This is a genomic window from Mediterraneibacter butyricigenes (genome assembly GCF_003574295.1).
Classification (GTDB): Bacteria; Bacillota; Clostridia; order Lachnospirales; family Lachnospiraceae; genus Mediterraneibacter_A; species Mediterraneibacter_A butyricigenes.
Genome location: NZ_BHGK01000001.1, coordinates 2108124 through 2128887, shown reverse-complemented (window position 1 = coordinate 2128887; position 20764 = coordinate 2108124). Strand labels below are relative to the sequence as shown.

The following is a 20764-nucleotide window of genomic DNA, read 5'->3' as shown; positions in this document are numbered from 1 at the left end:
TAAATAAAAACAAGAGGGTGATTCGTCACCCTCTTGTTTTCTTCATAGGGTCAGTCTTATCTTCTCTCGTTTACAGAAAAGTATATTTTACCGCAGCATATAATCTACCAGTTGTTTTCGATTGTTGATATTCAGCTTATTAAACGTCGCGGTCAGGTGCTGTTTCACTGTCCGCTCCGTCATCTTCATATATTCCGCGATCTCCCCGTTAGTCCATCCTCTGCTTGCCAGCATGGCAATGGTAAATTCTGTGGTCGTCAGATTATCTGCCACTTCTTCATTGGTGTCCGGATTGTGGATCCTCCGCCATCCATAGCTAAACCGATAGGTAATCTCGATGATCCGCCGGTAATCTTCCGGATACGCTTCTTTCATACACGTTTCAATCAGTCCCTGCAACAGTCCGTGATGTTCCCCGATTCCTTCGATCAGGTCATCCGGACGCGCCAGCTCCCATGCTTCCATAAAATAGGTTCGTGCCAGTTCCTGATCCCGAAGACTCATCGCATCCATGGCCGCCACCAGTCTTAAATAAATCTCTGCGATCGGATAAATTTTCCCGGTAAGCGCCAGACAAGCCTGTACGATTCCCAGAGATTTCTCGTATTGCTGATTCAGATAAGCCTCATGCGCCATGACATAACAGCCCCAGAGTCTCATCCCTTCCGGAAGTTCCCCGATATAGTCTGATAGCTGTGGCATCTCTTCTGCCGGCAAATGTAACAGGACTCGGGACGCCGCCGACATAAACACCAGCAGAGCCTCCTGTTTTCGATCTCCACTCCGATTCTTTTCATAAGACTTCAGGCTTCCTGCAATCATGTCTAATCCCTGTCTTGCCTGTGAAATATGATTCAACGTCAGATTTGCGAAAGAATAAATCAGACAGGCCGACAATGCCATCAATGGGTTGGGATTCGTCAGATATTTCCCCGCCAGTTTTACAGCCTTTTCGTGCTGGCCGCTGAAATATGCATACTCCGCATACACCATATTCCGAATATCCGGATCTTCTGTCGAATCCATAAATTCTCTGCATTTTCCCGGTTCAAACGCCGTATTCATCAACATCATAGGAAGATAGGTTTCCTTTTCTTTCCGATCTTTCTGATTTGGTTTCATCCCAAGGATCTCATCGGTTGACACCTGAAATACTTCTGCCAGTCCCATTAACATTTCGCTGCTGACACTCTTCGTTTCTTCTCTTATGATCCTGCTGATCTGCGACGGAGAAACTCCGATTCTTTCTGCCAGCATTTTCTGGCTGATCCCCTGTTCCCTACACAGTCTCTCGATTTGTTTTCCCGGCGTTAAATTTTCTTTCATCTGTAAAACCTCGCTTTTGTATATGTCTCATTATAGCATCCGGTTTTCTGAAAGACCATGTCGAATTTTCGACGGGACACGCTCCTCGTTTTATGAACTTTCTTTTGGTTATCTGTCCCATTGCTTTCTCACATTGCTAAGGTTATAATAGAAGTATTAAATTATCAGCAGAAGGGACATTGTGCCAATGAAACTTTTAGTTTTCGGATCTTTAAACATCGACAATACCTATGACGTAGATCACACCGTAAAACAGGGCGAAACCATTTCTTCCCTGGCTTTAAATACGTACTGTGGAGGGAAAGGCCTGAATCAGGCGATCGCAGTCTCCAAAGCCGGTGCTGACACCTACCATGCCGGATGCATCGGAACTGACGGCAACGATCTGGTTCAGATTCTTAAAGACGCCGGCGTTCACACCGAACTGATTAAAGTAGATCCTTCCGTCAGAAGCGGACATACCATTATCCAGCGCGACAAAGACGGAGACAATTGTATTATTTTATACGGCGGTGCCAATCAGGCGATCACCAAAGACTATGTAGACAAAGTTCTGACTCATTTTGAAGCCGGAGATTTCCTGATTCTGCAAAATGAAATCAATGAACTTGCCTATATCGTAGAAAAAGCGGCTGAACGCGGACTTCAGGTTGTCCTGAATCCGTCTCCTATGAACGAAATTATCACCGGCCTGGATCTTTCAAAAGTATCCTATCTGATCCTCAACGAGATCGAAGCTTCTCAGATCTTGGATGTGGCAGAAGATACCGATCCGGATCAGCTTTTAGACGGGCTGATGGAAAAATTCCCGTCAATGAAGATCGTACTGACTCTTGGAAAAAAAGGCTCCGTTTACTGTGACCAGACCAAACGTCTTGCTCAGAGCAGCTTCTCTGTTCCGGTTGTAGATACTACCGGCGCCGGAGATACTTTCCTCGGTTATTTTATCGCTTCCATTACTTCCGGAATGGAAGTCGCTGCCGCATTGGAACGAGCATCCAAAGCTGCTGCCATCGCCGTAGGAAGTGCCGGAGCAGCACAGGCCATCCCGACTGCGGATGCCGTCGAGCGATTCTGAGATTTTAGTTTTTTATAATAATGCAACCTTTTGCGGAAGATATGTTTCACATAAACTAAAAAAATTTGCCCAAGGTTATCTTTATAAAAACATTTCCAGAATAAACACGATCGCACAGGCGCCTACTGCCACCTGCAACAGACTCCGTCCGTACCACGCCATCACGATTGCCACGATCAAAGCTGCCCATGCAGACCAGATACTGCTGGTCGCCGACAAAATAGACGGAAACGTCATGACCGCCAGGGTCACATACGGCACATAATATAAAAAGGAACGGATCGTCTTGTTCTTAATCTCTTTTCGAATCAGGGTAAGCGGAAGCATACGGATCAGATAACTGACCGCTGCCATCACTAAAATATAGATATAAATATTATGATTCATTTCCGGCTCCTTTCCGCTCTCCGTCTGACTCCTGTTCCTTCGGTGTCTCTTCGTCCTCCACCGGAAACAGTACCGCTGCTCCTCCTGCAATCAGAAGCGTCAGCAGGATAGTTCTTGTTCCCGCAGACAGACTTCTGATCCAGGGTAATTTTGTAAATCCAAAACTGGCAATCATAGAAATCAGTACGACCCCGGCTAAAATCTTACTCTTTCGTGCCGGTGGAATAATCACTGCCAAAAACATTCCGTAAAGTCCCACGCTTAACGCACTCACCACATTTGCCGGAAGAACGCTTCCCATCAGCGTTCCCATCGCACTGCCCAAAGACCAGCCCGGCAACGCCATCATATAGGCTCCAAATGCATAGTAAGGGCTTAATTTCCCCGGAACCGAAATACAGATTCCAAACAATTCATCCGTCACATCATAGCTGATCAGCAGTCGGTGAATCATGGAAGTCTCCGGCGAAAGTTTCTGACTCAGTGCACAGGACATCAACAGATATCTGGCATTGGTAATCAACTCCATGATCGCCACTTCCAGATAACCGGCTCCCGCTGCCACCAGCGTAATTCCCGCAAACTCTCCTGCTGATGCATTGTTGGTAAAACTGATCAAAAACGACTGAAACGGCGTAAATCCTGCATTCTTCGCCGCAATTCCAAGTGTAAATGCGACCGCAAAATAGCCAAGGGCTATGGGAATTCCATCCTTCATACCCTTGGCAAACCATGTTCTCTTTGTTTCTCTCATGTACATCCCTCTTTTGTCTCTATTTTATCTGAAGCAATTCCCCTTCACATATAATTTCAAGCTATCTTCTATATTATAGGGAAACCATTCTGCGATTTCAAGACAAAAACTTATGCACTTTCCATGATAAAAACACTCGGTTTTTCTGTAATATCCTAAAATCTGGAAACTTCCATATAAAGCAGATCCAAACGTTTCTTATACCAGTCTGCTAAAATTGTTTTCCATTCAGATCCTCTTTCCTGTTTCATGGTTCCTGTTGTAAATTCTGCTGTTAATGTTCTGCTCATAATGTCATCTCCTTTTTCTCTGTTTTGTTTTTGTTGTTTTTTTCTTTCTGGCTTTATTATATGTCTGTTCTTTTATAATTTCCAATATATATTTATAGATATAATTATAACCTATAAGTTATGCTTTTTGTTGTGATCTCATCCTTCCAGCTATTACTCTTGGTCATAAAGTGTTTCGTTGAACCTGTCCGGTCTTTTGTTCATCGCCATGCATACAACAAAAACGCCCTAACGCATTTTCTGCGTCAGGGCCATTCTCCAATCCCTTCTCTATATTGTTTACAATCATTTCTTGTCTCTGACTTTATTCCTTCAACTGGTCTTATGATTGACATAACGGGCTTTATATTTGGAATACACGATGGTCTGATCTTTATACAGACTGTAATATCCGGACAATGCATAACTGATCGAAATTGCAATCAGATAAAAGGATACCCCGTCAAAGCCAAACAGTTCAAAGGAGATCAACATTGCCGTCACCGGACAGTTCGTCACTCCACAGAACAACGCCACCATTCCTGCTGCCGCTGCGATCTCCGGAGAAAATCCCAATGCATGTCCCAAAACGCACCCGAAGGTTGCTCCGATACTAAACGCCGGTACAATCTCGCCACCGCGGTATCCGGCACGCATGGTCAGTGCCGTCAGGATCATTTTCCAGAAAAAGTCCAAAGGTCTTGCCTGACCTTCCTCCACCGCCCGTTCGATCAGATTACTTCCGGCTCCCATATAATCCCCAGTTCCAAGAAGCGCTGTGAGTAAAATAATCGCACAGCCCGCCACAAAAATCCGAAGATAAGGATTTTTCATATATTTTCCATAAACAAGTCCGGTATATTTTAACATCAGACAGAACAGAATACAGAGCAGACTGCACCCTACCGCGATCACACCCATTTTCAGACCGTTTACAATGGTCAGCTTTGGGATTTCCACCACTTGAAATGTCTCCGGGCTTACGCCAAATTGCAATGCAAATTTTGACGCAATGATGGCCGCAATCATACAGGGGCACAATGCGGAATAATACATGACCCCTACGCTTGCCACCTCTATAGCAAATACAGCTGCCGCCATCGGTGTTCCGAATACCGCTGCAAATGCTGCACTCATCCCGCACATGATCATCACATGGGTATCTTCCTGGTCTAATTTTGCAAGCCGGCTTAAAAAACTTCCAATGCTTCCACCAAATTGAATGGAGGCTCCTTCTCTACCGGCTGATCCTCCTACCAGATGTGTCAGTAATGTTGATATAAAAATCAGTGGAGCAGAAATCAACGGAATCGAATCCCGTGACTTGATCGTTGCCAGCACCTGATTGGTTCCACCGTCCTGGCTTCCATATTTTTCATAAAGGAAAACAATGAAAACGCCTCCAAGGGGCAGGAACAGAAATATCATTGTATGAGCAGTTCTGTATGCAGATGCCCATACAATACATTTTGCAAAAATACTGCTTGCTCCGCCTACCACCAGTCCTGTGATCACAGCCAACACAATCCATTTGATAAAATTAAAGATATTATATCGTGTGTGTCGGTTTATATAACGAACCAGCACCTCTTTTCTTGTCTTTTGTATCATGATTCCTCCCTCAGCTCATTTTCCGGCTTCTCATTCCAACTTTTTCGTTTCCATCACTTTTACTGACCGTTTTGTATCATTTCAAATCTTCTCACCGCAGATCAAAGGCAGATTATAATACAGAAGCTTCGCCGTCAGTCCCCAGATAATATATCCCTCATATTCATAAAACAGCACTTCGTGATTTCCTTTTGTCCACGGATAATCCTTTCCGTTTGGGATTTTTTCCAGCGGAAAATCCTCTGTCAGATGAATCCGCATTTCATTTTGATATCGCTCCGGCTTTTGTTTCCAGAAAAAAGAAAGGGGAACCATGAATACAGATGCCACCTCAGATTCACTGTATTGCCCCTGATAATGAAGCAGTTCTCCCAAACAGGCATCAATTCTCCGGTTTGATCCCGTCAAAACATAATCCAATGCTCCATAGACTCTGATATTTTCCTCGTTTAAAAGTAATTCTTCTTTCGTCTCCCGTACCGCTGTTTCCAACGGAGATTCTTCCCCTTCCTGCTTTCCTCCTGGGAAACAGATCTCCCCGGGCTGATGAGCAAGTTTGGAAGAACGCACTTCAAACAAAATATGAAATCCGTCCTCTTTTCGGATCAACGGGATCATCACCGCAAACTGTTTGATATTTTCCGAGCCGATTCTTTCCGGCACTCTGTTTTTTAACTGTTCAAACATTTTCTTCTACTTTCTTTTCTACTACAATATATTTATAGGTAATATCCTTTGTAGCCAGTACGGAATTATCCATCTTCCACGCTTTTGTGGATTTTCCAAAATCACTCACACTCATACTGTTTTATTATACAACAAAACATTCTGTACTGATATAGCAAAAAAGATCTCTCAAATCTTTTATCGTATGCTTCACGCCAAAAAGTCGGCATTTTCACTTCCAGAATATGATGTGCTACCCTTCCATTGCAAAAATTCCGACTTTCTTATTCTTTTCGCAACCATTTTCAACTGCTCTTTTGACGGTCGCTTTTTCTTTCTATTTCTCTGTCAACTTCTTACCAGATCCCCAGGCATCCCCTACTTTTTCTCCGATCACATGATAGGTATTGTTGAACGGATCAAACGTAATCGGTGCAACTTTGCTTACGTCTACCTGTCCGTCTGTCATGGCAGATTCATCCACGCTGACATTGACAATCTCTGCTTTCATAAGATGTGTCTGATCATCATAAGAAATCAGCTTGCACTCCATGCAGACTGCCAGTTCCTGAATGATCGGTGCATCCACCTTTTCGCTCTTTACTACGGTCATTCCGGCTTCTTTAATCTTGTCCTTTACCGTATTTCCGGAAGCGATTCCAAAATAATCGCATTCTACCACATGCGCTGCATCTGCCATACTGATGGTAAATGCTTTTTTCTTCAATATACTTTTCACCGTTTTGTGTCCCGGTGAAAGACTCATGGTCACCTTTGTGTGTCCGCTGATTCCGCACCATGCCGCATTCATTGCGCAAGGAGTTCCGTCTTCATCATAAGATGCAATGATAAAGACCGGCTGCGGAAAGGAAAATGGTTTTGCTCCAAACTCTTTTCTGCTCATTTTATGGTTCCTCCTTTTCATTGTCTACTTCTTCTTTCAGCCAGTTCCAGGTTTCTTCGAACCGTTGCCTGATCTGGGCTTCCGAAAGATTTTTATCTTCAAAGCTAAAACGCACATAAGTGCTGGAACCTTTATAAGAAATATCACATCCCAGCACACTCATACACGGAAAGCTATAGAAGTTTACCTCTCCTGTGGAAAATCCGGTATCTTCCGGTTCCACCACCTTCGGGCTGTCCACCACATTTAGTATTTCCAGAATCATTTTCGATGCTTCTTCAAATGCATCAGACGTCTGTTCATCCGTTTCAGACTCAGCCCTTCCATTTTCATTGTTGTTCTTGTTTTCAGACGTTAATGTCGTCGTCTCATTCTCTGCATCATACTCAAAGACATATCCATATCTCTGTGCAATCTCCGCCGCTTTATCCACATAATCTTCATTTCGCAGAATCGTCGCCAGATAATCATTTTCACATCCGAAATGATATGTATTATCATAGACCAGTCCATGCACTTTAAATTCCAGACCGTTTTCGTCCTGAAACACACCGCAGTCTTTCGATTTATCAAAGGATGTTTTCACCGAAAATTCATGCTCCGGATAGGTTTCTTCCATACACATCACAATCCGTTCATCCGTATCTTTCCCTCTCAACGGATTCTTTTTCCCTGATTGCTCTGAAGCGCTGCCTGTCAGCAATTTTACCACAGAACATCCCGATACCGCCATCGCAATCCCTAATACCAATAATAAAGTTAGAATTCTGCCGTATCTTTTCACGATTCCTCTTTCATCTCAGTCATAATCTTCCGAATCACTTCCACATCTTCTACCAGATTCATCTATGTATAGTGTAACACATAGAACATTTCCTTAAAAGTCCCCTGAGCAAAAACTCTTGATCCCTCTGCCACAGGAATCGGAACGTTACTTGACGTGATCGGAGTGGGACGCGTCATCGCTCTTTTCAATCATTTCACCAAAGATTTCCTTCTGAAAGCCGCCGGTTTGACAGAATAACTCCGGCAGTCTATACTAGTCTGAACAGGTATATTAATTTGGGAGGATTATACATATGAAAATCGCAGTAACCTATGAAAACGGTCAGATTTTCCAGCATTTCGGAAAGACCGAAGCTTTCAAAATTTATGACGTAAATGACCAGGGAATCGTTTCCAGTGAAGTCATTTCTTCCGGTGGCGCCGGTCATAGTGCACTTGCCGGATTTCTGGCAGAACAGAGCGTACAGGTTCTGATCTGCGGTGGCCTCGGCGAAGGAGCTCAGTCAGCCCTTGCAGAAGCCGGAATTGAAATCTTTTCCGGTGCAGAAGGCGATCCCGATCAGGCTGTTGACGCTTATTTAAACGGAACTTTAGTTTCCCTGGGAGCTAACTGTGACCACCATCACGAAGAGTATGCCGAAGAAGAAGCATCCTGCAACGGACAGTGTGGAAGCTGCGGTGGCGGATGTGGCGGCCCGGCTCCGATCACCGGTCCAAATGTCGGAAAAATCTGCCGGACTCATTATCAGGGGACCTTCAACGATGGCACACAGTTTGACTCTTCCTATGACCGGGGCGAACCGTTACAGTTCATCTGTGGCGCCGGTCAAATGATCCGCGGATTTGACGAAGCCGTTGCCAACATGGAAGTGGGACAGATTGTCAATGTCCATCTGATGCCGGAAGAAGCTTACGGACTGCCGGATCCGAATGCCATTTTCACCGTAGAAATTGCGCAGCTTCCGGGCTCCGAAGATCTGGAAGTTGGACAACAGGTCTACCTGACCAGCCAGTCCGGACAGCCGTTCCCAGTGAAAGTCACCGCCAAGGAAGAAACAAGTATCACCTTTGACGCAAACCACGAAATGGCTGGAAAAGAACTGAACTTCAAGATTGAACTTGTGGAAGTGAAGTAAGGGCTGTCTATAGCGAATCCCATTGTAAAAGCCATCCCCTGTGCAGTCTCCCAATTCTATTGATATAGTTTCCACACGACAGTGGAATATATCTTCACGAGATACCGCACAGGGGATTTATAAGCCTTAAAACAAAGAATCGCCGTATAACAACCGGAACAGGAGGTAAGAAAAATACTATGAGTGTAGAAGTGGAAATCAAGCTGAAAATCAGGGAGGGCGATGTAACAGCCCTGAAAAATGCCCTAAATTCTCAAGGCTTCGTAACCGGAGACACTGTCATAGAATCAGATCTTTACTATACCTCCACGCACCATGATTTCATCCGGCTCGATGAAGCATTACGTGTTCGTACCATTGAAACACTACGCAACGGAACCGTCGAATTTGTTTCTTCTGTTCTGACCTATAAAGGCCCTAAATTGGATCAACGCTCTATGGCAAGAAAAGAACTGGAAACTTCCATCGGCGACGCAACCGTCTGTGATGAAATTCTCAGGAGCATCGGTTTCTGCCCTGTTCCACCGGTTCAAAAAAAGCGGCAACATTTCCTCAAAGAGGATGTTACCGCCTGTATCGATTCTGTAGAGGGACTCGGTGATTATCTGGAGTTGGAGATTATCGTTCCGTCAGAAAGCCAACGGGAAGCTGCCCTTAAAAAGATCGAAACGCTCCTTCTCTATCTCGGATATTCCATGTCTGATACCACCAGGATTTCCTATCTTTCGATGTTGATGCAAAAATCCTGAAATGCCCGATCTAACATGGAACCTTTTTATTTTGTCTCAAACAAAACGCCCAGTGTATTCGGACCACAGTGACTGGAAATCGTACAACTTGCTTTTGTTACATGGATTTCGTCAAAATGCATGGTTCCTTCGATGGTCTGTTTTACCAGATCGATGGCTTCCTGGGCAATCCCGGAGTGGGTAATAAAGATCATGTCGGTCTTGATATCCGGATAAGCGGCAAGCTTGTCTTTTACATATTTCACCAGCACTTTTTCCAGTGCACCGCGATATTTCTTTCCGACTGTCATACTACCATCTTCTGTACTGACTTCAATACAGGGTTTCAATTTCAACACATTTGCTCCCAGCGCTGCAACCGTGGAGCATCTTCCACCTGCATGAAGAAATTCCAAGGTATCTAAAATAAAGCTGGCATGACATTTTTCTACTCGTTTCTCCAGTTCTTCTGCGATACTTTCTGCATCCATCCCCTGTCGGATCATCTCTCCGGCATCCTTTACCAGAAGTCCCGTTCCCGTAGACAGAGAGCAGCTGTCTATCACATGGATATGTCCCAGTTCTTCCGCCGCCAACTTGCAATTCTGATGGGCGCTGGACAACCCGCTTCCCAGATTGATATGAATCACTTCGTATCCATCTTCGACCCATTTCTGAAAATGCTCGATATATTCTGCCACATTCACCGCTGCCGTCTTCGGCAAGATCTTTCGATCATAATACTCCTGATAAATTTCTTCGGGTGTAATGTCGATTCCATCTTTATAATCTTTTCCGTCCAGAATAATGTGAAGCGGAAAATAGTGTACATCATAACGTTCTTTCAGCTCCTGATCCAGATCGCAGGTGCTGTCTGCACTCAAAATAATCTTCGATGTCATCGTCTCTCCCTTAACTTCTGCCATATTTTTCCTCCTCGAATTCAAATGATTTCCAAACATTTTTCGCATTTGCATCATACACCATTTCTTGCGAATCTAAAAGGATCATGCTAAAATATTTTTGATTTGGAGAAGATTTTTCTCTATATTTTCCCGGCAATCACCTACACAACACCTGTGGTAATCTTATTTTCCAGTAAAAAATACAAAGTTACTACAAAATCATCTGGTCGGCGAAATCATCAGATCACACCATCTATAAACATACAGCATACAACAAAAACAAACAGAAGAAACGGAGCGGTCTTTTATGGATATCGAACATCTTATTAAACAACGAAAAGCTTACATCGGAAATGTTCTGCACATGCCGGATGACATGCAGCTCAAGGCCAAAAAGCTCTGCTTTGCCTATAACCAGACTCCACCGGATGCTGACGAAGAACGGCTTCGGATTCTCAAAGAACTGTTCGGCTCCTGTACCGATCTCACGTTCATCCAGCCGGACTTTCACTGTGACTACGGATTCAACATTCATTTTCATGGCATGGCATTCTTAAATTACAACTGTGTCATTCTGGACACCTCCCCGGTAGATATCGGTTCCAATGCCTTTCTTGCCCCCGGCGTCTGCCTGACCTGCGCCGGTCACCCCATCGATCCAAACCAGCGTGCGGAAGGCATCGAAACCTCAGCGCCCATCGTTCTTGGTGATAATGTCTGGCTCGGTGCAAATGTAACGGTCTGCGGTGGCGTCACCATCGGCGATAATGTGGTCATCGGTGCCGGAAGCGTGGTGACCCGGGACATTCCGTCAAATGTAGTCGCTCTCGGAAGCCCCTGCCGTGTCCTGCGTCCGGTCACAAAAAAAGACCTGATCGCACCGGATCAGGTTCTCTTTTAATATTTTTTCTGCTGTTTTCTCCAGTAATCCGCATCATTTCTGAAATTCTGTGCCGCACGGTCTTTTCCCCAGCCGTCTGCGGTACGGGCATCATACTCTGCTTTCAACTCATTGGTTCTTGCATCGTAGCGCTCTTTTGCCCTCTGATCAGCCTCTCTCCTTGCCCGGTCTGCTTCCTGCTGCTCTCTCTCCCATTTATCAGATCCGTATGTACCGAATGTACTACTCGATCCACTGTAAGATCCTCCCGATCCATGCAATACATCATACTTTAACATTCTCACACAAAACAGGATTGGTTTAGCCATAAAAAACAGGAATCCCTCTCCGACTACAAATCCAGCCAGAAAAGTTTCTATGAACTGGAGAACCCCCGCCTCATCCGGTGTAAACGATGCAACATAAAATCCACAGATAAGAGACCCTATCGTTCTCCATTTTTTCTCCCACAGGAACTCTCCAATCTTCTTAAGTCCCCATTTATATAATATAATAATGATTCCCACTACAACCGCAATCGATACTAGCCAGTTTCCTTTAAAATTGTACTGAAATCCACACAATGTAAGGATTGTCAACAGGGCCGCCACAATTCCTTTTAGTACTTTTCCCAATGTATTTCCTGACTCCATCTATTTTCTCCTTCAAACAACCTCTTAGCCTTTACTTCGCTTTCACGGCCCAGCGCATCTTGGTGGATCTGGCGCGCCCGTTCTGGGCACATTCTTTCGCGGAAGGACGAATCACATCCTTGGCATACTCTGAATAAATGCCCTGACGGTATCCATCTTTCAACGCGCGTTTCACCAGCTTGTCTTCCCCGGAATGGAAGGTCAGAATCGCAACTCTTCCACCCGGCTTCAGCGTATCCGGCAGCTTTTCCATAAACTCATAGAGAACTTCAAACTCATTGTTTACATCGATACGCAACGCCTGAAACGTTCTCTGACAGGTTTTTCTCACGATATCTTTCTTCTCTTTATTCTCCGGCAGGAAAGACAGTGTCTGCTCTATCACCCGCCGCAGCTTCGTGGTAGTATCGATCCGATGGCCTTTTCGGATCTCGTCTGTAATCGCTTTTGCCAGCTCCTCGCAGTAAGGCTCATCCGAATTTTCATACAACATCCCTGCCAGTTCTTCTCTGGAAATGGTGTCCAGCCGTTCTGCCGCACTGAGTCCCTTTTCCTGATTCAGCCGAAGATCCAGAGGCCCGTCTACTTTAAAAGAGAATCCCCGCTTCGGATTGTCGATCTGCATAGAGGACACACCAAGATCTGCCAGAATGAAATCGAAACCACCCACTTCTTTTGCAATCTCATCAATGGTGCAGAAGTTCTGAAGCCGAATCGTTAAAATGTCTTCACCAAATCCCTGTTCGGCCAGACGTTTCTTCGTCTTCGCAGACTCTTCCGGATCCACATCCGTGGCATAAATATGCCCTTTCCCATCCAGACATTTCAGCATGGCTTTCGTATGTCCGCCATACCCAAGTGTGGCGTCAAATCCGGTCTCCCCCGGCTGAATCTTCAAGAAATCCAGGATTTCCTGTACCATAATAGAAATGTGCATCCCCGCCGGTGTATTGCCTTTCTGAATTACATGCGCGATCGTATCCTGATATTTTTCCGGATCCAGTTCTTTATATTTTTCTTCGAACTTTCGTGGATATTTCCCTTTATATCGCACGCGGCGCTTATGCTCTTTCTGTTCCGCGTTTGTCGGTCTTGCGTCCTTTTCCGCCATCCTCTGCTTCCTTTCCTTCTATACAGACAATAAAATAATTTTCTGATCTGCTGTTCTCTCTCTATTCGAAATAAAGCGCTCTTCGAATCTACGATTTTTTACGTCCTAAGAAACAATAGCACAGGTTTTTGCCCTTTTCAATGCTTTGATATTTTTTCTCACGATTATTTAAAGAAAAAGAAAATATGACGCCCACGGAATTTCGTAAACGCCATAAACATCTGTTTTCGGAGTAAATCCGCTGGATTCATTTTTCCTTTTTAACGGTCAATCCGGTGGATCTTCCTGCTCAGGTTTTCCCATTTTCACTGAATTTTCCGGATCAGGTTTTCCAGCGATTCTGCAAATCGCTTATCGTCTTCTTCCGTCCGTTTTGCCGGTCCTTTCAGATGATGCTTCTTTTTTGCATTTCTCGCCTTTTTTGCCAGATGCCGTTCCATCAACATCTGATCAATATTATCATTGGTGTACCATTTTCCACTCTGATGGATCCCGTATGCACCTTTCCCAAGAATCATGGCTGCGACTCCGTAATCCTGTGTCACCACCAAATCGTCCTTCTCACAAAGACTGACCAACTTGAAATCCACCGCGTCCGCTCCAGCTCCCACCGTGATCACTTCGCTGTAATCTGACATCAGCACATGATTGGTATCACACAAAAGCGTCACCGGAATTCTATGCTCTTCTGCGATCTGCTCCACGATTGCCACTACCGGGCAGGCGTCTGCATCCACATATATTTTCATAATAACACTTCCTCTTTTCCGAGTTCTTTGCACGTTATCATCCGCTGTTTGTTTCCTCCATCATATAGCCTATTTCAAGATGCAGCTCACAACCCCCAACAGGAAACAGCCCTGCGCTATCGCGTTGGTGGTCTGCTCTATCCAGTTGGAACGTACCTTCGTACTGTCCAGCTTTCCTGCAAAAATGCCCATGCAGATCATTCCGAGCACTGTCACCGCAAAAAATCCTCCTGCCGGAAGGCTACAGACCATTCCTTTTATCACCGGCCATTTCACGGCTCCGGACTGAATCCCCGCGATCAGTCCGGCAATCATCCCCAGAAATCCTAACGGCATCATTACCCGCATCTGTCGGTTCATCCAGACGATATCTTTTTTCGTCGCCGCAATGATCACCTTCCAGATCACTTTTCCGGTTCCGCCAAGCGCACACAACACCGATCCGATTCGAAACCATGTATTCTCAAATCGCACTCCGATAAAAATCACCGCCGCACCGAACAACAAGACCGGAACCACATCAAAGACTGCCAGCGATAAGGGGAAATCTTCGTAATTTTTCTTTGCCATTTTTCTACCCTACCAACCATTTATATTTTGCCACACTGTACAACGGGATAAACGGCACCAAGATCGGTGTCGTCTTTACATATTTCTGATATTCCGGATCGTCCCCGTAGTTTTTGTTCTGTCGAAGTTCCAGTCTTCTGGCTCCGCCGAACATAATATAAACAATGCAGATCCAGCCTCCTATTGCGGCCGCCCATTGCCAGAATCCTTCCAGCGCAATCACACCCGACACAAAAACACCGGTCCAGATCAGCACCTCGCCCAGATAGTTCGGGCATCGCACCAGACGGAATAATCCCACATCGCAAAACCGCTTTGGATGCTTCTTTTTGTAGCTGTTTTTCGTAAGATCCGATGCCGATTCCAGTATGATTCCCAATGCCATGATCACCGCTCCCACGACAGATACGCCATCCATTCCGGCTCCATTTTGCAGACGGAATAATACCGGAGACGCCTCGCAGACATAAAGCAGTGCACAGACCACCCAGACCAGAACCTTTAAAACGAACTTCATATCCGAGCCATCTTTGATCTCGTGTTTCATCGTATTCTGATACGACGCACTCCTTCGCTCCCGCATCAGCAGATAACCGCCCAGTCTGCATCCATAAATGATCAGCAAAACGGACAGCACTACCGTAACCGGTGTCAGACTTCCGTGGAACAATACCAGTAACGCCACTCCAATCCCCGCGATGGCAAATCCATACCCCAGAGAAATGAACCATACAAACTTTTTAAATCCAATGGCACTAATCACCATTGCCCCCAGAAATAAAATTAAAAAATCCATTTAAACTGCCTCTTTTCTATTAACTTTCTCTCTGATCCAAATCATGTTTCTCACGAATCCGACCATGCCAGATTCACACATTTCTCGCTTTTCCGGAAGTCTTCCTGGGAAACATGAATGCAACTTTGCCCAGAATTATTCTGATCTCAGTCCAGAATCAGGCCGAATTCTTCCGGCATAAATCTCGGACAGATATTTTCTGACGTACAGATCACGGCGGAAGAAAGTCTTGTTCCGATTCCGCAGGATTCTTCCAGATTTTTCCCATAGGTCAGCCCGGCACAGACTCCGGCAAAAAATGCATCCCCCGCTCCGGTCGTATCTACCACATCCACTTTCATCGGCGGGCGCACTCCATAATTGCCCTCCTGATCCGCATAGACGGCTCCCTGTCCGCCCATCGTCACGATCATTTTGGGAATCTGAGCCATCTTCACACGCTCTGCCAGAAGTTCCGCCATCTCATCCGGCGTTGTCTCGCTGTAATCTTCCGAAAACAGGATCCCCGCCTCCTGTTCATTGCATACAAAGCACTCCGTCTTCCTTAAGAAATCCCGGCGTTCCACCGCAATACTCATATTGGACACCATCGCATATACTTTCTTCTGATATTTTTCTGCCAACGCAAAGGTCTTCTTCACAATTTCCCGGTCCGTATCGATCTCGATTGCGATACTGTCTGCATCCTTAAAAATCTCATCGCCTTTTTCTTCCAGGATATACTGAACCGGCGTGTGATCCGGCCGTTTGGAAACGGATGCCACCACATCTCCGTTATTATCAAAGATTGCCAGCCAGGTTCCCATTCCGTTTGGCAGTTTCTTCATATAACGGGTATCTACTTTGTGGCGCGCCAGTTTGCGGATCACTTCCTCTCCCATGGCATCATCATCTACCAGTCCCACAAAGGTCGGTTTCAATTCCAGATTTGCGATATCCTCCGCCACATTTCTTCCGACTCCCCCGTGAATCTGCGCGATTGTCCCCACATTTCTTCCCTGCGGAATATAAGACGCGATGGAATACCCTTTAATATCAATAAATACATCCCCAATGACTACAATCCCCATACCTTAAACTCTGCTCCTTTGTCTGCATTTCTTCTGTAAAAATGATCTGAACACTTCTTCGATTTTACATTCTTTTTACATTTAATAGAATGATACCGCTTTTTTGATGTTCATTCAAGGAAATCACACACACCATCTATTAAAAAATCCAAAATATAAAGAGAATGATCGAAATAATCATCCTCTTTACGATTTAAAGAAACTTTAAGCCCAATAACTAAAACTCTTTTAATATTTTATTGATCTATCCGTTCAATACTAATTCCAGGGATTGTAATATTTCCTCCCATTGTAGATTGATAACTTATTGTTCCTACTGACGTTCCATAAATTGTTATATGATCATCTTCAAGTACTCTTGATGCAACAATATCTGAAGAATACTCTCCTAATATAATCGTATCATAATTATCATCCACAGCAAGTCTTATTTGTACTGAACCACTTCCTTCAATAACCTGTATTACTTTACCTGTAAATTTAACTTTTTTCCCTTTATAATCATCCGGAGTCCGCGCTAATTGATCATATGTTATTCCTGTTTCATATCCTTTAGCTTCCTCTGCTGCCTTTGCCGCCGCTGCATCTGCCGCTGCTTTTTCTTCTTCTGCCTTTTTTTGTTCTGCAACTTTTTGCGCTTCTATTTTTCTAGCTTCTGCTTCAGCCTCGTCTAATTCCTCATATGGTTGCATTTTATTCTTATATTGCTGATATTCATCCTTTACACTCGCATAATCATTTTTCAATTTGTTATAATCACTTGTTATTGAGGAATATTCCCTTTTTATTTTATTATTCTCGCTTGAAAGATTCATCCACATAACTAAACTCACTATTAATAGTAATGCCGTTATTCCCTCTGCAATTCCCAACATCCTCAAATTTTTCTTACTACTGTCAGATGATTTTTTCTCCTCTCCTTTTAGTTCTTCCGTTTTAACGCTTTCTCCTTCACCCTCCATTGTTTCGTCACTTTCCCCCTTAATATCCATTGTTTCGGTGCTTTCGCCTACGCCTCCCGAATTACATACCGGACATTCATTCCCATCATATTCTGTTCCACATTTTTCACATTTCATTTTCGTTTTCCTCCCTCATTTTTGAATTTCAAAACTCTTATTATGTATTTTACTTTATTCCTCTCATGAGTGCAATATATTTCGCATTGCATTTAGCAATGTTATCCACTTGTATATTTGCATTGCATATTTATTATCCTTTTTGCAGTATTATTATTGTATGGAGGTTCGAATATGTCATTTCAACTAAAACCTAACAAGAAAGAATCTGAAAATAAAACGATTCGTTTTCCTTTAGAGCTAATTAATAAAATTGATGCTGCAATTATTAATCAAGATGTAACCTTTTCAAGTTTTGTAATTCAAGCTTGTGAATACGCTTTAGAAAATATGAGTACCGAATCTAATAGCGATGAAAATTAAAAAACGAGGAGACCTCATCCATTTGAAGTCTCCTTGTTTTTCAGATCTCTTTACAGAAAATATACCGTGGCAATCCCCCGTATTTCAGGTCTTCCGCCACAATCTCATATCCCAGTTTCTTAAAATTATTCACACTGTATACATTTTTCGGATGGGCTGTCCCCATCAGATAATGATACCCTGCTTCCTTTAATCGCTTTTCCGCTTCCTGCATCATACGCTTTTGAAGTCCCTGTCCGCGATACGCTTTTCGTACCATGGCGATTTCCATATGCGCAACCCGCTCCATTTCTTCCGAAGTCAGACGCAGATACTCTCCCAGATTTTCTTCTCTGAGATTGGCGGTTCTTGCTATGAAAACCGCCGCCATCTCCGACTTTTTCTCTACTGCTTCCTCTTCTCCTGCTTCAAATATTCCTTCCTTGCACCTGCATTCTGCAACTTTCCTTTCCTCCACCGCTTTCAGTGCAAATCCTGTCTCATTTATATAAGTAAGTAGTTCCTTGTCTCCATCCAAACTGAACCAGCTTTTCTCCGGGATCTCCCGATACACTTCATGGATCAGTTCCAGCGCCTGAACCGCCTCTTCCTTCTTTATTTCCGTAATCTTCAACATTTATTTTTCCTCTCTCTTTTCCTTGCTTCCTTTTTCTGCTCGTTCTTCTCCTCGACTTTTTCTTTTGATTTTATTTTGAGCTCTGCCTTTTCCCGTTCCTTCTTTCTGCCCTCTCCGTTTTTTCTTTTCTCCGATATTTTCTCATCTATTTTACATTTTCTTCTTTATAAAAATTCTTTGATGTCTCATTATGATAATTCACCCAAAAAAAGTCAAGATTGATTCCAATTTTCTATCTCTAATTGAAAAATATTTGATTGTAATCTTGCATTTAACGTGACATAATAGAAGGTAGCAGGTTAAAAACATTTAAAAGAAATGTAAAGAGAATGTAAAGAACTGATAACAAAGGAGAATCTTATGGAAATATTTTCTATGGTATTGGCTTTGCTGAGTGGTGTGGCTTTATTCCTGTTCGGTATGTCTCTGATGGGAGACGGTCTGAAACAGGTGGCCGGTAACAAACTGGAAGCTTTCCTCTACAAAATGACCAATACCCCACTGAAGGGAGTTGCACTCGGCACCGGAGTTACCAGTGTCATCCAGTCATCTTCCGCAACGACCGTTATGGTCATTGGTTTCGTAAACTCCGGTATGATGAAGCTTCGCCAGGCGATCGGTATCATCATGGGCGCCAACATCGGAACCAGTATCACCGGATGGATCTTATGTCTTTCTTACATCGACGGATCCAGCGGAATTGCAAAAGTCTTATCCACGGCTACCATCTCTGCTGTCGTTGCAGTCATCGGTACTGTAATGCGCATGGTTTGCAAACGTACTTCTCACAAACAAGTCGGTAATATTATGTTGGGATTTGCCATCCTGATGACCGGGATGCAGACCATGAGTAGTGCTGTTGCCCCCTTACGTGAAAGTAAGATGTTCATCGAAATGCTGACCATGTTCTCGAACCCACTGGCCGGTATTCTGGTCGGTATCGCATTTACCGCAGTCTTACAGAGTGCTTCCGCGACCGTCGGTGTGTTACAGGCTTTATCTGTGACCGGGATCCTGACGTTTTCCAGCGCATTCCCGATCATCCTCGGTATCGGTGTCGGTGCTGCCTGTCCGGTTCTGATCTCCGCCATCGGTGCCAACAAAAACGGTAAAAGAACGGCTCTGGTCTATCTGTTAAATGATACCTTCGGAATGTTGATCTGGTCCATTGCATTTTACAGTATCAACGCATTTGTACACTTTACCTTTATGGAAAATATCATGACACCGGTTTCTATCGCACTTTTGAACACCGTGTTCCGTCTGGTAACCGTCTGCATCCTGTTTCCGTTTATTTCCAAGATTGAGAAACTGGTCTGCTGGCTGGTCAAAGACAGTGCGGAAGAACTGGAAGACGAAGCCGACTTCGATCTTCTGGAAGAACGTCTTCTTACATATCCGGCTCTGGCCATCGGTCAGTGTCACCGCGCCATGAGCGGTATGGCAAGAAAGTTACGTAAAAATGTAAACCGTGCCTTAAATCTTCTGAACGATTATCAGCAAAGCAAATATGATAAGGTTCAGCGCAAGGAAGATCTGATTGATAAGTATGAAACCAGACTGGGCGATTACCTGATCAAGCTGACCAAGCATGAGATGAATACAGCTCAGACCCGCCAGGTATCCCTTTATCTTCATATGATCAATGACTTTGAGCGAATCGGTGACCACGCCTCATATATCGCTCATATGTCCAATGAAATGAATGACGATAAAACCTCTTTCTCCGAGGATGCCTGGGATGAATTAAATGTAGTCATGGAAGCTGTCCGTGAGGAAATCAACCTGACCTGTATGGCCTTCTTAAACAGTGATAAAGAACTGGCACAGAGAGTTTCTCCGCTTGGTATGGTTATCACGACACTTTGCGATGAATTAAAACTGCGCCACGTCGAGCGAATGAGCAACGGGGACTGTGGTCTGGAAGAAGGAACGATCTTCACCGACCTGCTGAACAGTTTCAACCGTATCGCAGCCCACTGCGCCAGCGCAATGGTGGCTCTGATGAAGAGTACGGAAGAGGATGTGGACATCCATATCCACAACTCCAGAGTCTACCCGTCTGACAGCCCGGAATACAAAGCGTTTCTTCAGGAATATAACCAGAAATACGAACTGGAACAAATGGAAGAACATATGCGCAGCATGGAACCGGAAGAAGTGGAATAAACGATATTCCCAAAGTTCCCATCCTTGTTTCGGAAGAATAAAGACCATTTTTCTGTATGCAGAAACCGCCCCGGCAGGATCTGATATAACGATATCAAGTCCTGACCGGGGCGATTTTTTATCTTGTTTTTTGCTTAGTATCTATCCCGATTCTTCCG

23 protein-coding genes are annotated in these 20764 nt (G+C 44.3%); 6 read left to right on the top strand and 17 right to left on the bottom strand.

From position 1 onward, the window contains the following. Positions 1-87 precede the first annotated feature (87 nt). A complete protein-coding gene (locus KGMB01110_RS10545; RefSeq protein ID WP_119298219.1) occupies positions 88-1326 on the bottom strand; it encodes a helix-turn-helix domain-containing protein in 1239 nt (412 codons plus the stop codon). 187 nt (positions 1327-1513) lie between these two features. Between KGMB01110_RS10545 and KGMB01110_RS10540 the strand changes: the two genes are divergently transcribed. Next, a complete protein-coding gene (locus tag KGMB01110_RS10540; RefSeq protein WP_119298218.1) occupies positions 1514-2404 on the top strand; it encodes a ribokinase in 891 nt (296 codons plus the stop codon). An 81-nt stretch (positions 2405-2485) separates the two neighbouring features. Here KGMB01110_RS10540 and KGMB01110_RS10535 read toward each other — a convergent pair whose 3' ends face one another. The 7 genes from KGMB01110_RS10535 to KGMB01110_RS10510 form a co-directional block, all read right to left on the bottom strand. Beyond that, the gene (locus KGMB01110_RS10535; protein ID WP_119298217.1) at positions 2486-2791 is read right to left on the bottom strand and encodes an AzlD domain-containing protein; all 306 of its coding nucleotides are present in this window, start codon (positions 2789-2791) and stop codon (positions 2486-2488) included. Continuing rightward, positions 2781-3545 (bottom strand): AzlC family ABC transporter permease, encoded by a 765-nt coding sequence (locus KGMB01110_RS10530; RefSeq protein WP_119298216.1) that lies wholly within the window; start codon positions 3543-3545, stop codon positions 2781-2783. Before KGMB01110_RS10530 ends, KGMB01110_RS10535 begins: the two co-directional genes overlap by 11 nt. A gap of 155 nt (positions 3546-3700) precedes the next feature. Beyond that, a complete protein-coding gene (locus tag KGMB01110_RS15545) occupies positions 3701-3835 on the bottom strand; it encodes a hypothetical protein (RefSeq protein WP_279220919.1) in 135 nt (44 codons plus the stop codon). A 312-nt stretch (positions 3836-4147) separates the two neighbouring features. Further along, a complete protein-coding gene (locus tag KGMB01110_RS10525; protein ID WP_117603580.1) occupies positions 4148-5425 on the bottom strand; it encodes a chloride channel protein in 1278 nt (425 codons plus the stop codon). Positions 5426-5506: 81 nt separating this feature from the next. Further along, on the bottom strand, positions 5507-6112 hold the full coding sequence (locus KGMB01110_RS10520) for an NUDIX hydrolase (RefSeq protein WP_119298215.1): 606 nt from the start codon (positions 6110-6112) through the stop codon (positions 5507-5509). Between the two features lie 316 nt (positions 6113-6428). Beyond that, positions 6429-6995 carry a flavin reductase family protein gene (locus KGMB01110_RS10515; protein ID WP_119298214.1) on the bottom strand — a complete coding sequence of 189 codons (567 nt, stop codon included), beginning with the start codon at positions 6993-6995 and terminating at the stop codon, positions 6429-6431. 1 nt (position 6996) lies between these two features. Beyond that, positions 6997-7779, bottom strand: a complete 783-nt coding sequence (locus tag KGMB01110_RS10510) for a hypothetical protein (RefSeq protein WP_119298213.1) — start codon at positions 7777-7779, stop codon at positions 6997-6999. Positions 7780-8074: 295 nt separating this feature from the next. Here KGMB01110_RS10510 and KGMB01110_RS10505 point away from each other — a divergent pair, with 295 nt between their 5' ends. Both KGMB01110_RS10505 and cyaB read left to right on the top strand, forming a co-directional pair. After that, positions 8075-8917: an FKBP-type peptidyl-prolyl cis-trans isomerase gene (locus KGMB01110_RS10505; RefSeq protein ID WP_119298212.1), complete on the top strand. Its 843-nt coding sequence runs from the start codon at positions 8075-8077 to the stop codon at positions 8915-8917. 179 nt (positions 8918-9096) lie between these two features. Beyond that, the gene (cyaB, locus tag KGMB01110_RS10500) at positions 9097-9666 is read left to right on the top strand and encodes a class IV adenylate cyclase (protein WP_119298211.1); all 570 of its coding nucleotides are present in this window, start codon (positions 9097-9099) and stop codon (positions 9664-9666) included. A gap of 26 nt (positions 9667-9692) precedes the next feature. Here cyaB and KGMB01110_RS10495 read toward each other — a convergent pair whose 3' ends face one another. After that, entirely contained in the window at positions 9693-10571 is an 879-nt protein-coding gene (locus KGMB01110_RS10495; protein WP_119298210.1) for a DegV family protein, read from the bottom strand. Between the two features lie 286 nt (positions 10572-10857). Between KGMB01110_RS10495 and KGMB01110_RS10490 the strand changes: the two genes are divergently transcribed. Continuing rightward, the gene (locus tag KGMB01110_RS10490; protein WP_117888569.1) at positions 10858-11451 is read left to right on the top strand and encodes a sugar O-acetyltransferase; all 594 of its coding nucleotides are present in this window, start codon (positions 10858-10860) and stop codon (positions 11449-11451) included. Here the strand turns inward: KGMB01110_RS10490 and KGMB01110_RS10485 are convergent. The 7 genes from KGMB01110_RS10485 to KGMB01110_RS10455 all read right to left on the bottom strand — a co-directional run bounded on the left by KGMB01110_RS10485 (position 11448) and on the right by KGMB01110_RS10455 (position 17458). After that, entirely contained in the window at positions 11448-12083 is a 636-nt protein-coding gene (locus KGMB01110_RS10485; RefSeq protein ID WP_119298209.1) for a hypothetical protein, read from the bottom strand. The genes KGMB01110_RS10490 and KGMB01110_RS10485 overlap by 4 nt on opposite strands. Positions 12084-12114: 31 nt before the next feature. Continuing rightward, positions 12115-13194, bottom strand: coding sequence for a 16S rRNA (cytosine(1402)-N(4))-methyltransferase RsmH (gene rsmH / locus KGMB01110_RS10480; protein ID WP_119298208.1), 1080 nt, complete (start codon positions 13192-13194; stop codon positions 12115-12117). Between the two features lie 305 nt (positions 13195-13499). After that, the gene (locus KGMB01110_RS10475; protein WP_119298207.1) at positions 13500-13943 is read right to left on the bottom strand and encodes a YaiI/YqxD family protein; all 444 of its coding nucleotides are present in this window, start codon (positions 13941-13943) and stop codon (positions 13500-13502) included. 69 nt (positions 13944-14012) lie between these two features. After that, positions 14013-14513, bottom strand: coding sequence for a hypothetical protein (locus tag KGMB01110_RS10470; RefSeq protein ID WP_119298206.1), 501 nt, complete (start codon positions 14511-14513; stop codon positions 14013-14015). Between the two features lie 4 nt (positions 14514-14517). Beyond that, complete coding sequence (locus KGMB01110_RS10465; protein ID WP_119298205.1) at positions 14518-15309, bottom strand: DUF1295 domain-containing protein; 792 nt, start codon at positions 15307-15309, stop codon at positions 14518-14520. 146 nt (positions 15310-15455) lie between these two features. Further along, positions 15456-16379, bottom strand: a complete 924-nt coding sequence (locus KGMB01110_RS10460; protein WP_119298204.1) for a carbohydrate kinase family protein — start codon at positions 16377-16379, stop codon at positions 15456-15458. 236 nt (positions 16380-16615) lie between these two features. Further along, positions 16616-17458 (bottom strand): toxin regulator, encoded by an 843-nt coding sequence (locus KGMB01110_RS10455; protein WP_243112788.1) that lies wholly within the window; start codon positions 17456-17458, stop codon positions 16616-16618. 174 nt (positions 17459-17632) lie between these two features. Here KGMB01110_RS10455 and KGMB01110_RS10450 point away from each other — a divergent pair, with 174 nt between their 5' ends. Continuing rightward, positions 17633-17821 (top strand): YlcI/YnfO family protein, encoded by a 189-nt coding sequence (locus KGMB01110_RS10450; protein WP_119298203.1) that lies wholly within the window; start codon positions 17633-17635, stop codon positions 17819-17821. A gap of 40 nt (positions 17822-17861) precedes the next feature. Here the strand turns inward: KGMB01110_RS10450 and KGMB01110_RS10445 are convergent, their stop codons facing one another. Further along, entirely contained in the window at positions 17862-18437 is a 576-nt protein-coding gene (locus KGMB01110_RS10445) for a GNAT family N-acetyltransferase (protein WP_119298202.1), read from the bottom strand. Between the two features lie 360 nt (positions 18438-18797). Between KGMB01110_RS10445 and KGMB01110_RS10440 the strand changes: the two genes are divergently transcribed. Continuing rightward, positions 18798-20606 carry a Na/Pi cotransporter family protein gene (locus KGMB01110_RS10440; RefSeq protein WP_119298201.1) on the top strand — a complete coding sequence of 603 codons (1809 nt, stop codon included), beginning with the start codon at positions 18798-18800 and terminating at the stop codon, positions 20604-20606. Positions 20607-20764 lie beyond the last annotated feature (158 nt).

Coding starts and splice junctions, on each gene's coding strand:
- KGMB01110_RS10525 (WP_117603580.1), bottom strand. CDS start 5,425: ATGATACAAAAGACAAGAAAAGAGGTGCTGGTTCGTTATATAAACCGA.
- KGMB01110_RS10540 (WP_119298218.1), top strand. CDS start 1,514: ATGAAACTTTTAGTTTTCGGATCTTTAAACATCGACAATACCTATGAC.
- KGMB01110_RS10530 (WP_119298216.1), bottom strand. CDS start 3,545: ATGAGAGAAACAAAGAGAACATGGTTTGCCAAGGGTATGAAGGATGGA.
- KGMB01110_RS10465 (WP_119298205.1), bottom strand. CDS start 15,309: ATGGATTTTTTAATTTTATTTCTGGGGGCAATGGTGATTAGTGCCATT.
- KGMB01110_RS10445 (WP_119298202.1), bottom strand. CDS start 18,437: ATGTTGAAGATTACGGAAATAAAGAAGGAAGAGGCGGTTCAGGCGCTG.
- KGMB01110_RS10450 (WP_119298203.1), top strand. CDS start 17,633: ATGTCATTTCAACTAAAACCTAACAAGAAAGAATCTGAAAATAAAACG.
- KGMB01110_RS10485 (WP_119298209.1), bottom strand. CDS start 12,083: ATGGAGTCAGGAAATACATTGGGAAAAGTACTAAAAGGAATTGTGGCG.
- KGMB01110_RS10470 (WP_119298206.1), bottom strand. CDS start 14,513: ATGGCAAAGAAAAATTACGAAGATTTCCCCTTATCGCTGGCAGTCTTT.
- KGMB01110_RS10455 (WP_243112788.1), bottom strand. CDS start 17,458: ATGAAATGTGAAAAATGTGGAACAGAATATGATGGGAATGAATGTCCG.
- KGMB01110_RS15545 (WP_279220919.1), bottom strand. CDS start 3,835: ATGAGCAGAACATTAACAGCAGAATTTACAACAGGAACCATGAAACAG.
- rsmH (WP_119298208.1), bottom strand. CDS start 13,194: ATGGCGGAAAAGGACGCAAGACCGACAAACGCGGAACAGAAAGAGCAT.
- KGMB01110_RS10515 (WP_119298214.1), bottom strand. CDS start 6,995: ATGAGCAGAAAAGAGTTTGGAGCAAAACCATTTTCCTTTCCGCAGCCG.
- KGMB01110_RS10505 (WP_119298212.1), top strand. CDS start 8,075: ATGAAAATCGCAGTAACCTATGAAAACGGTCAGATTTTCCAGCATTTC.
- KGMB01110_RS10545 (WP_119298219.1), bottom strand. CDS start 1,326: ATGAAAGAAAATTTAACGCCGGGAAAACAAATCGAGAGACTGTGTAGG.
- cyaB (WP_119298211.1), top strand. CDS start 9,097: ATGAGTGTAGAAGTGGAAATCAAGCTGAAAATCAGGGAGGGCGATGTA.
- KGMB01110_RS10440 (WP_119298201.1), top strand. CDS start 18,798: ATGGAAATATTTTCTATGGTATTGGCTTTGCTGAGTGGTGTGGCTTTA.
- KGMB01110_RS10490 (WP_117888569.1), top strand. CDS start 10,858: ATGGATATCGAACATCTTATTAAACAACGAAAAGCTTACATCGGAAAT.
- KGMB01110_RS10475 (WP_119298207.1), bottom strand. CDS start 13,943: ATGAAAATATATGTGGATGCAGACGCCTGCCCGGTAGTGGCAATCGTG.
- KGMB01110_RS10535 (WP_119298217.1), bottom strand. CDS start 2,791: ATGAATCATAATATTTATATCTATATTTTAGTGATGGCAGCGGTCAGT.
- KGMB01110_RS10520 (WP_119298215.1), bottom strand. CDS start 6,112: ATGTTTGAACAGTTAAAAAACAGAGTGCCGGAAAGAATCGGCTCGGAA.
- KGMB01110_RS10460 (WP_119298204.1), bottom strand. CDS start 16,379: ATGGGGATTGTAGTCATTGGGGATGTATTTATTGATATTAAAGGGTAT.
- KGMB01110_RS10495 (WP_119298210.1), bottom strand. CDS start 10,571: ATGGCAGAAGTTAAGGGAGAGACGATGACATCGAAGATTATTTTGAGT.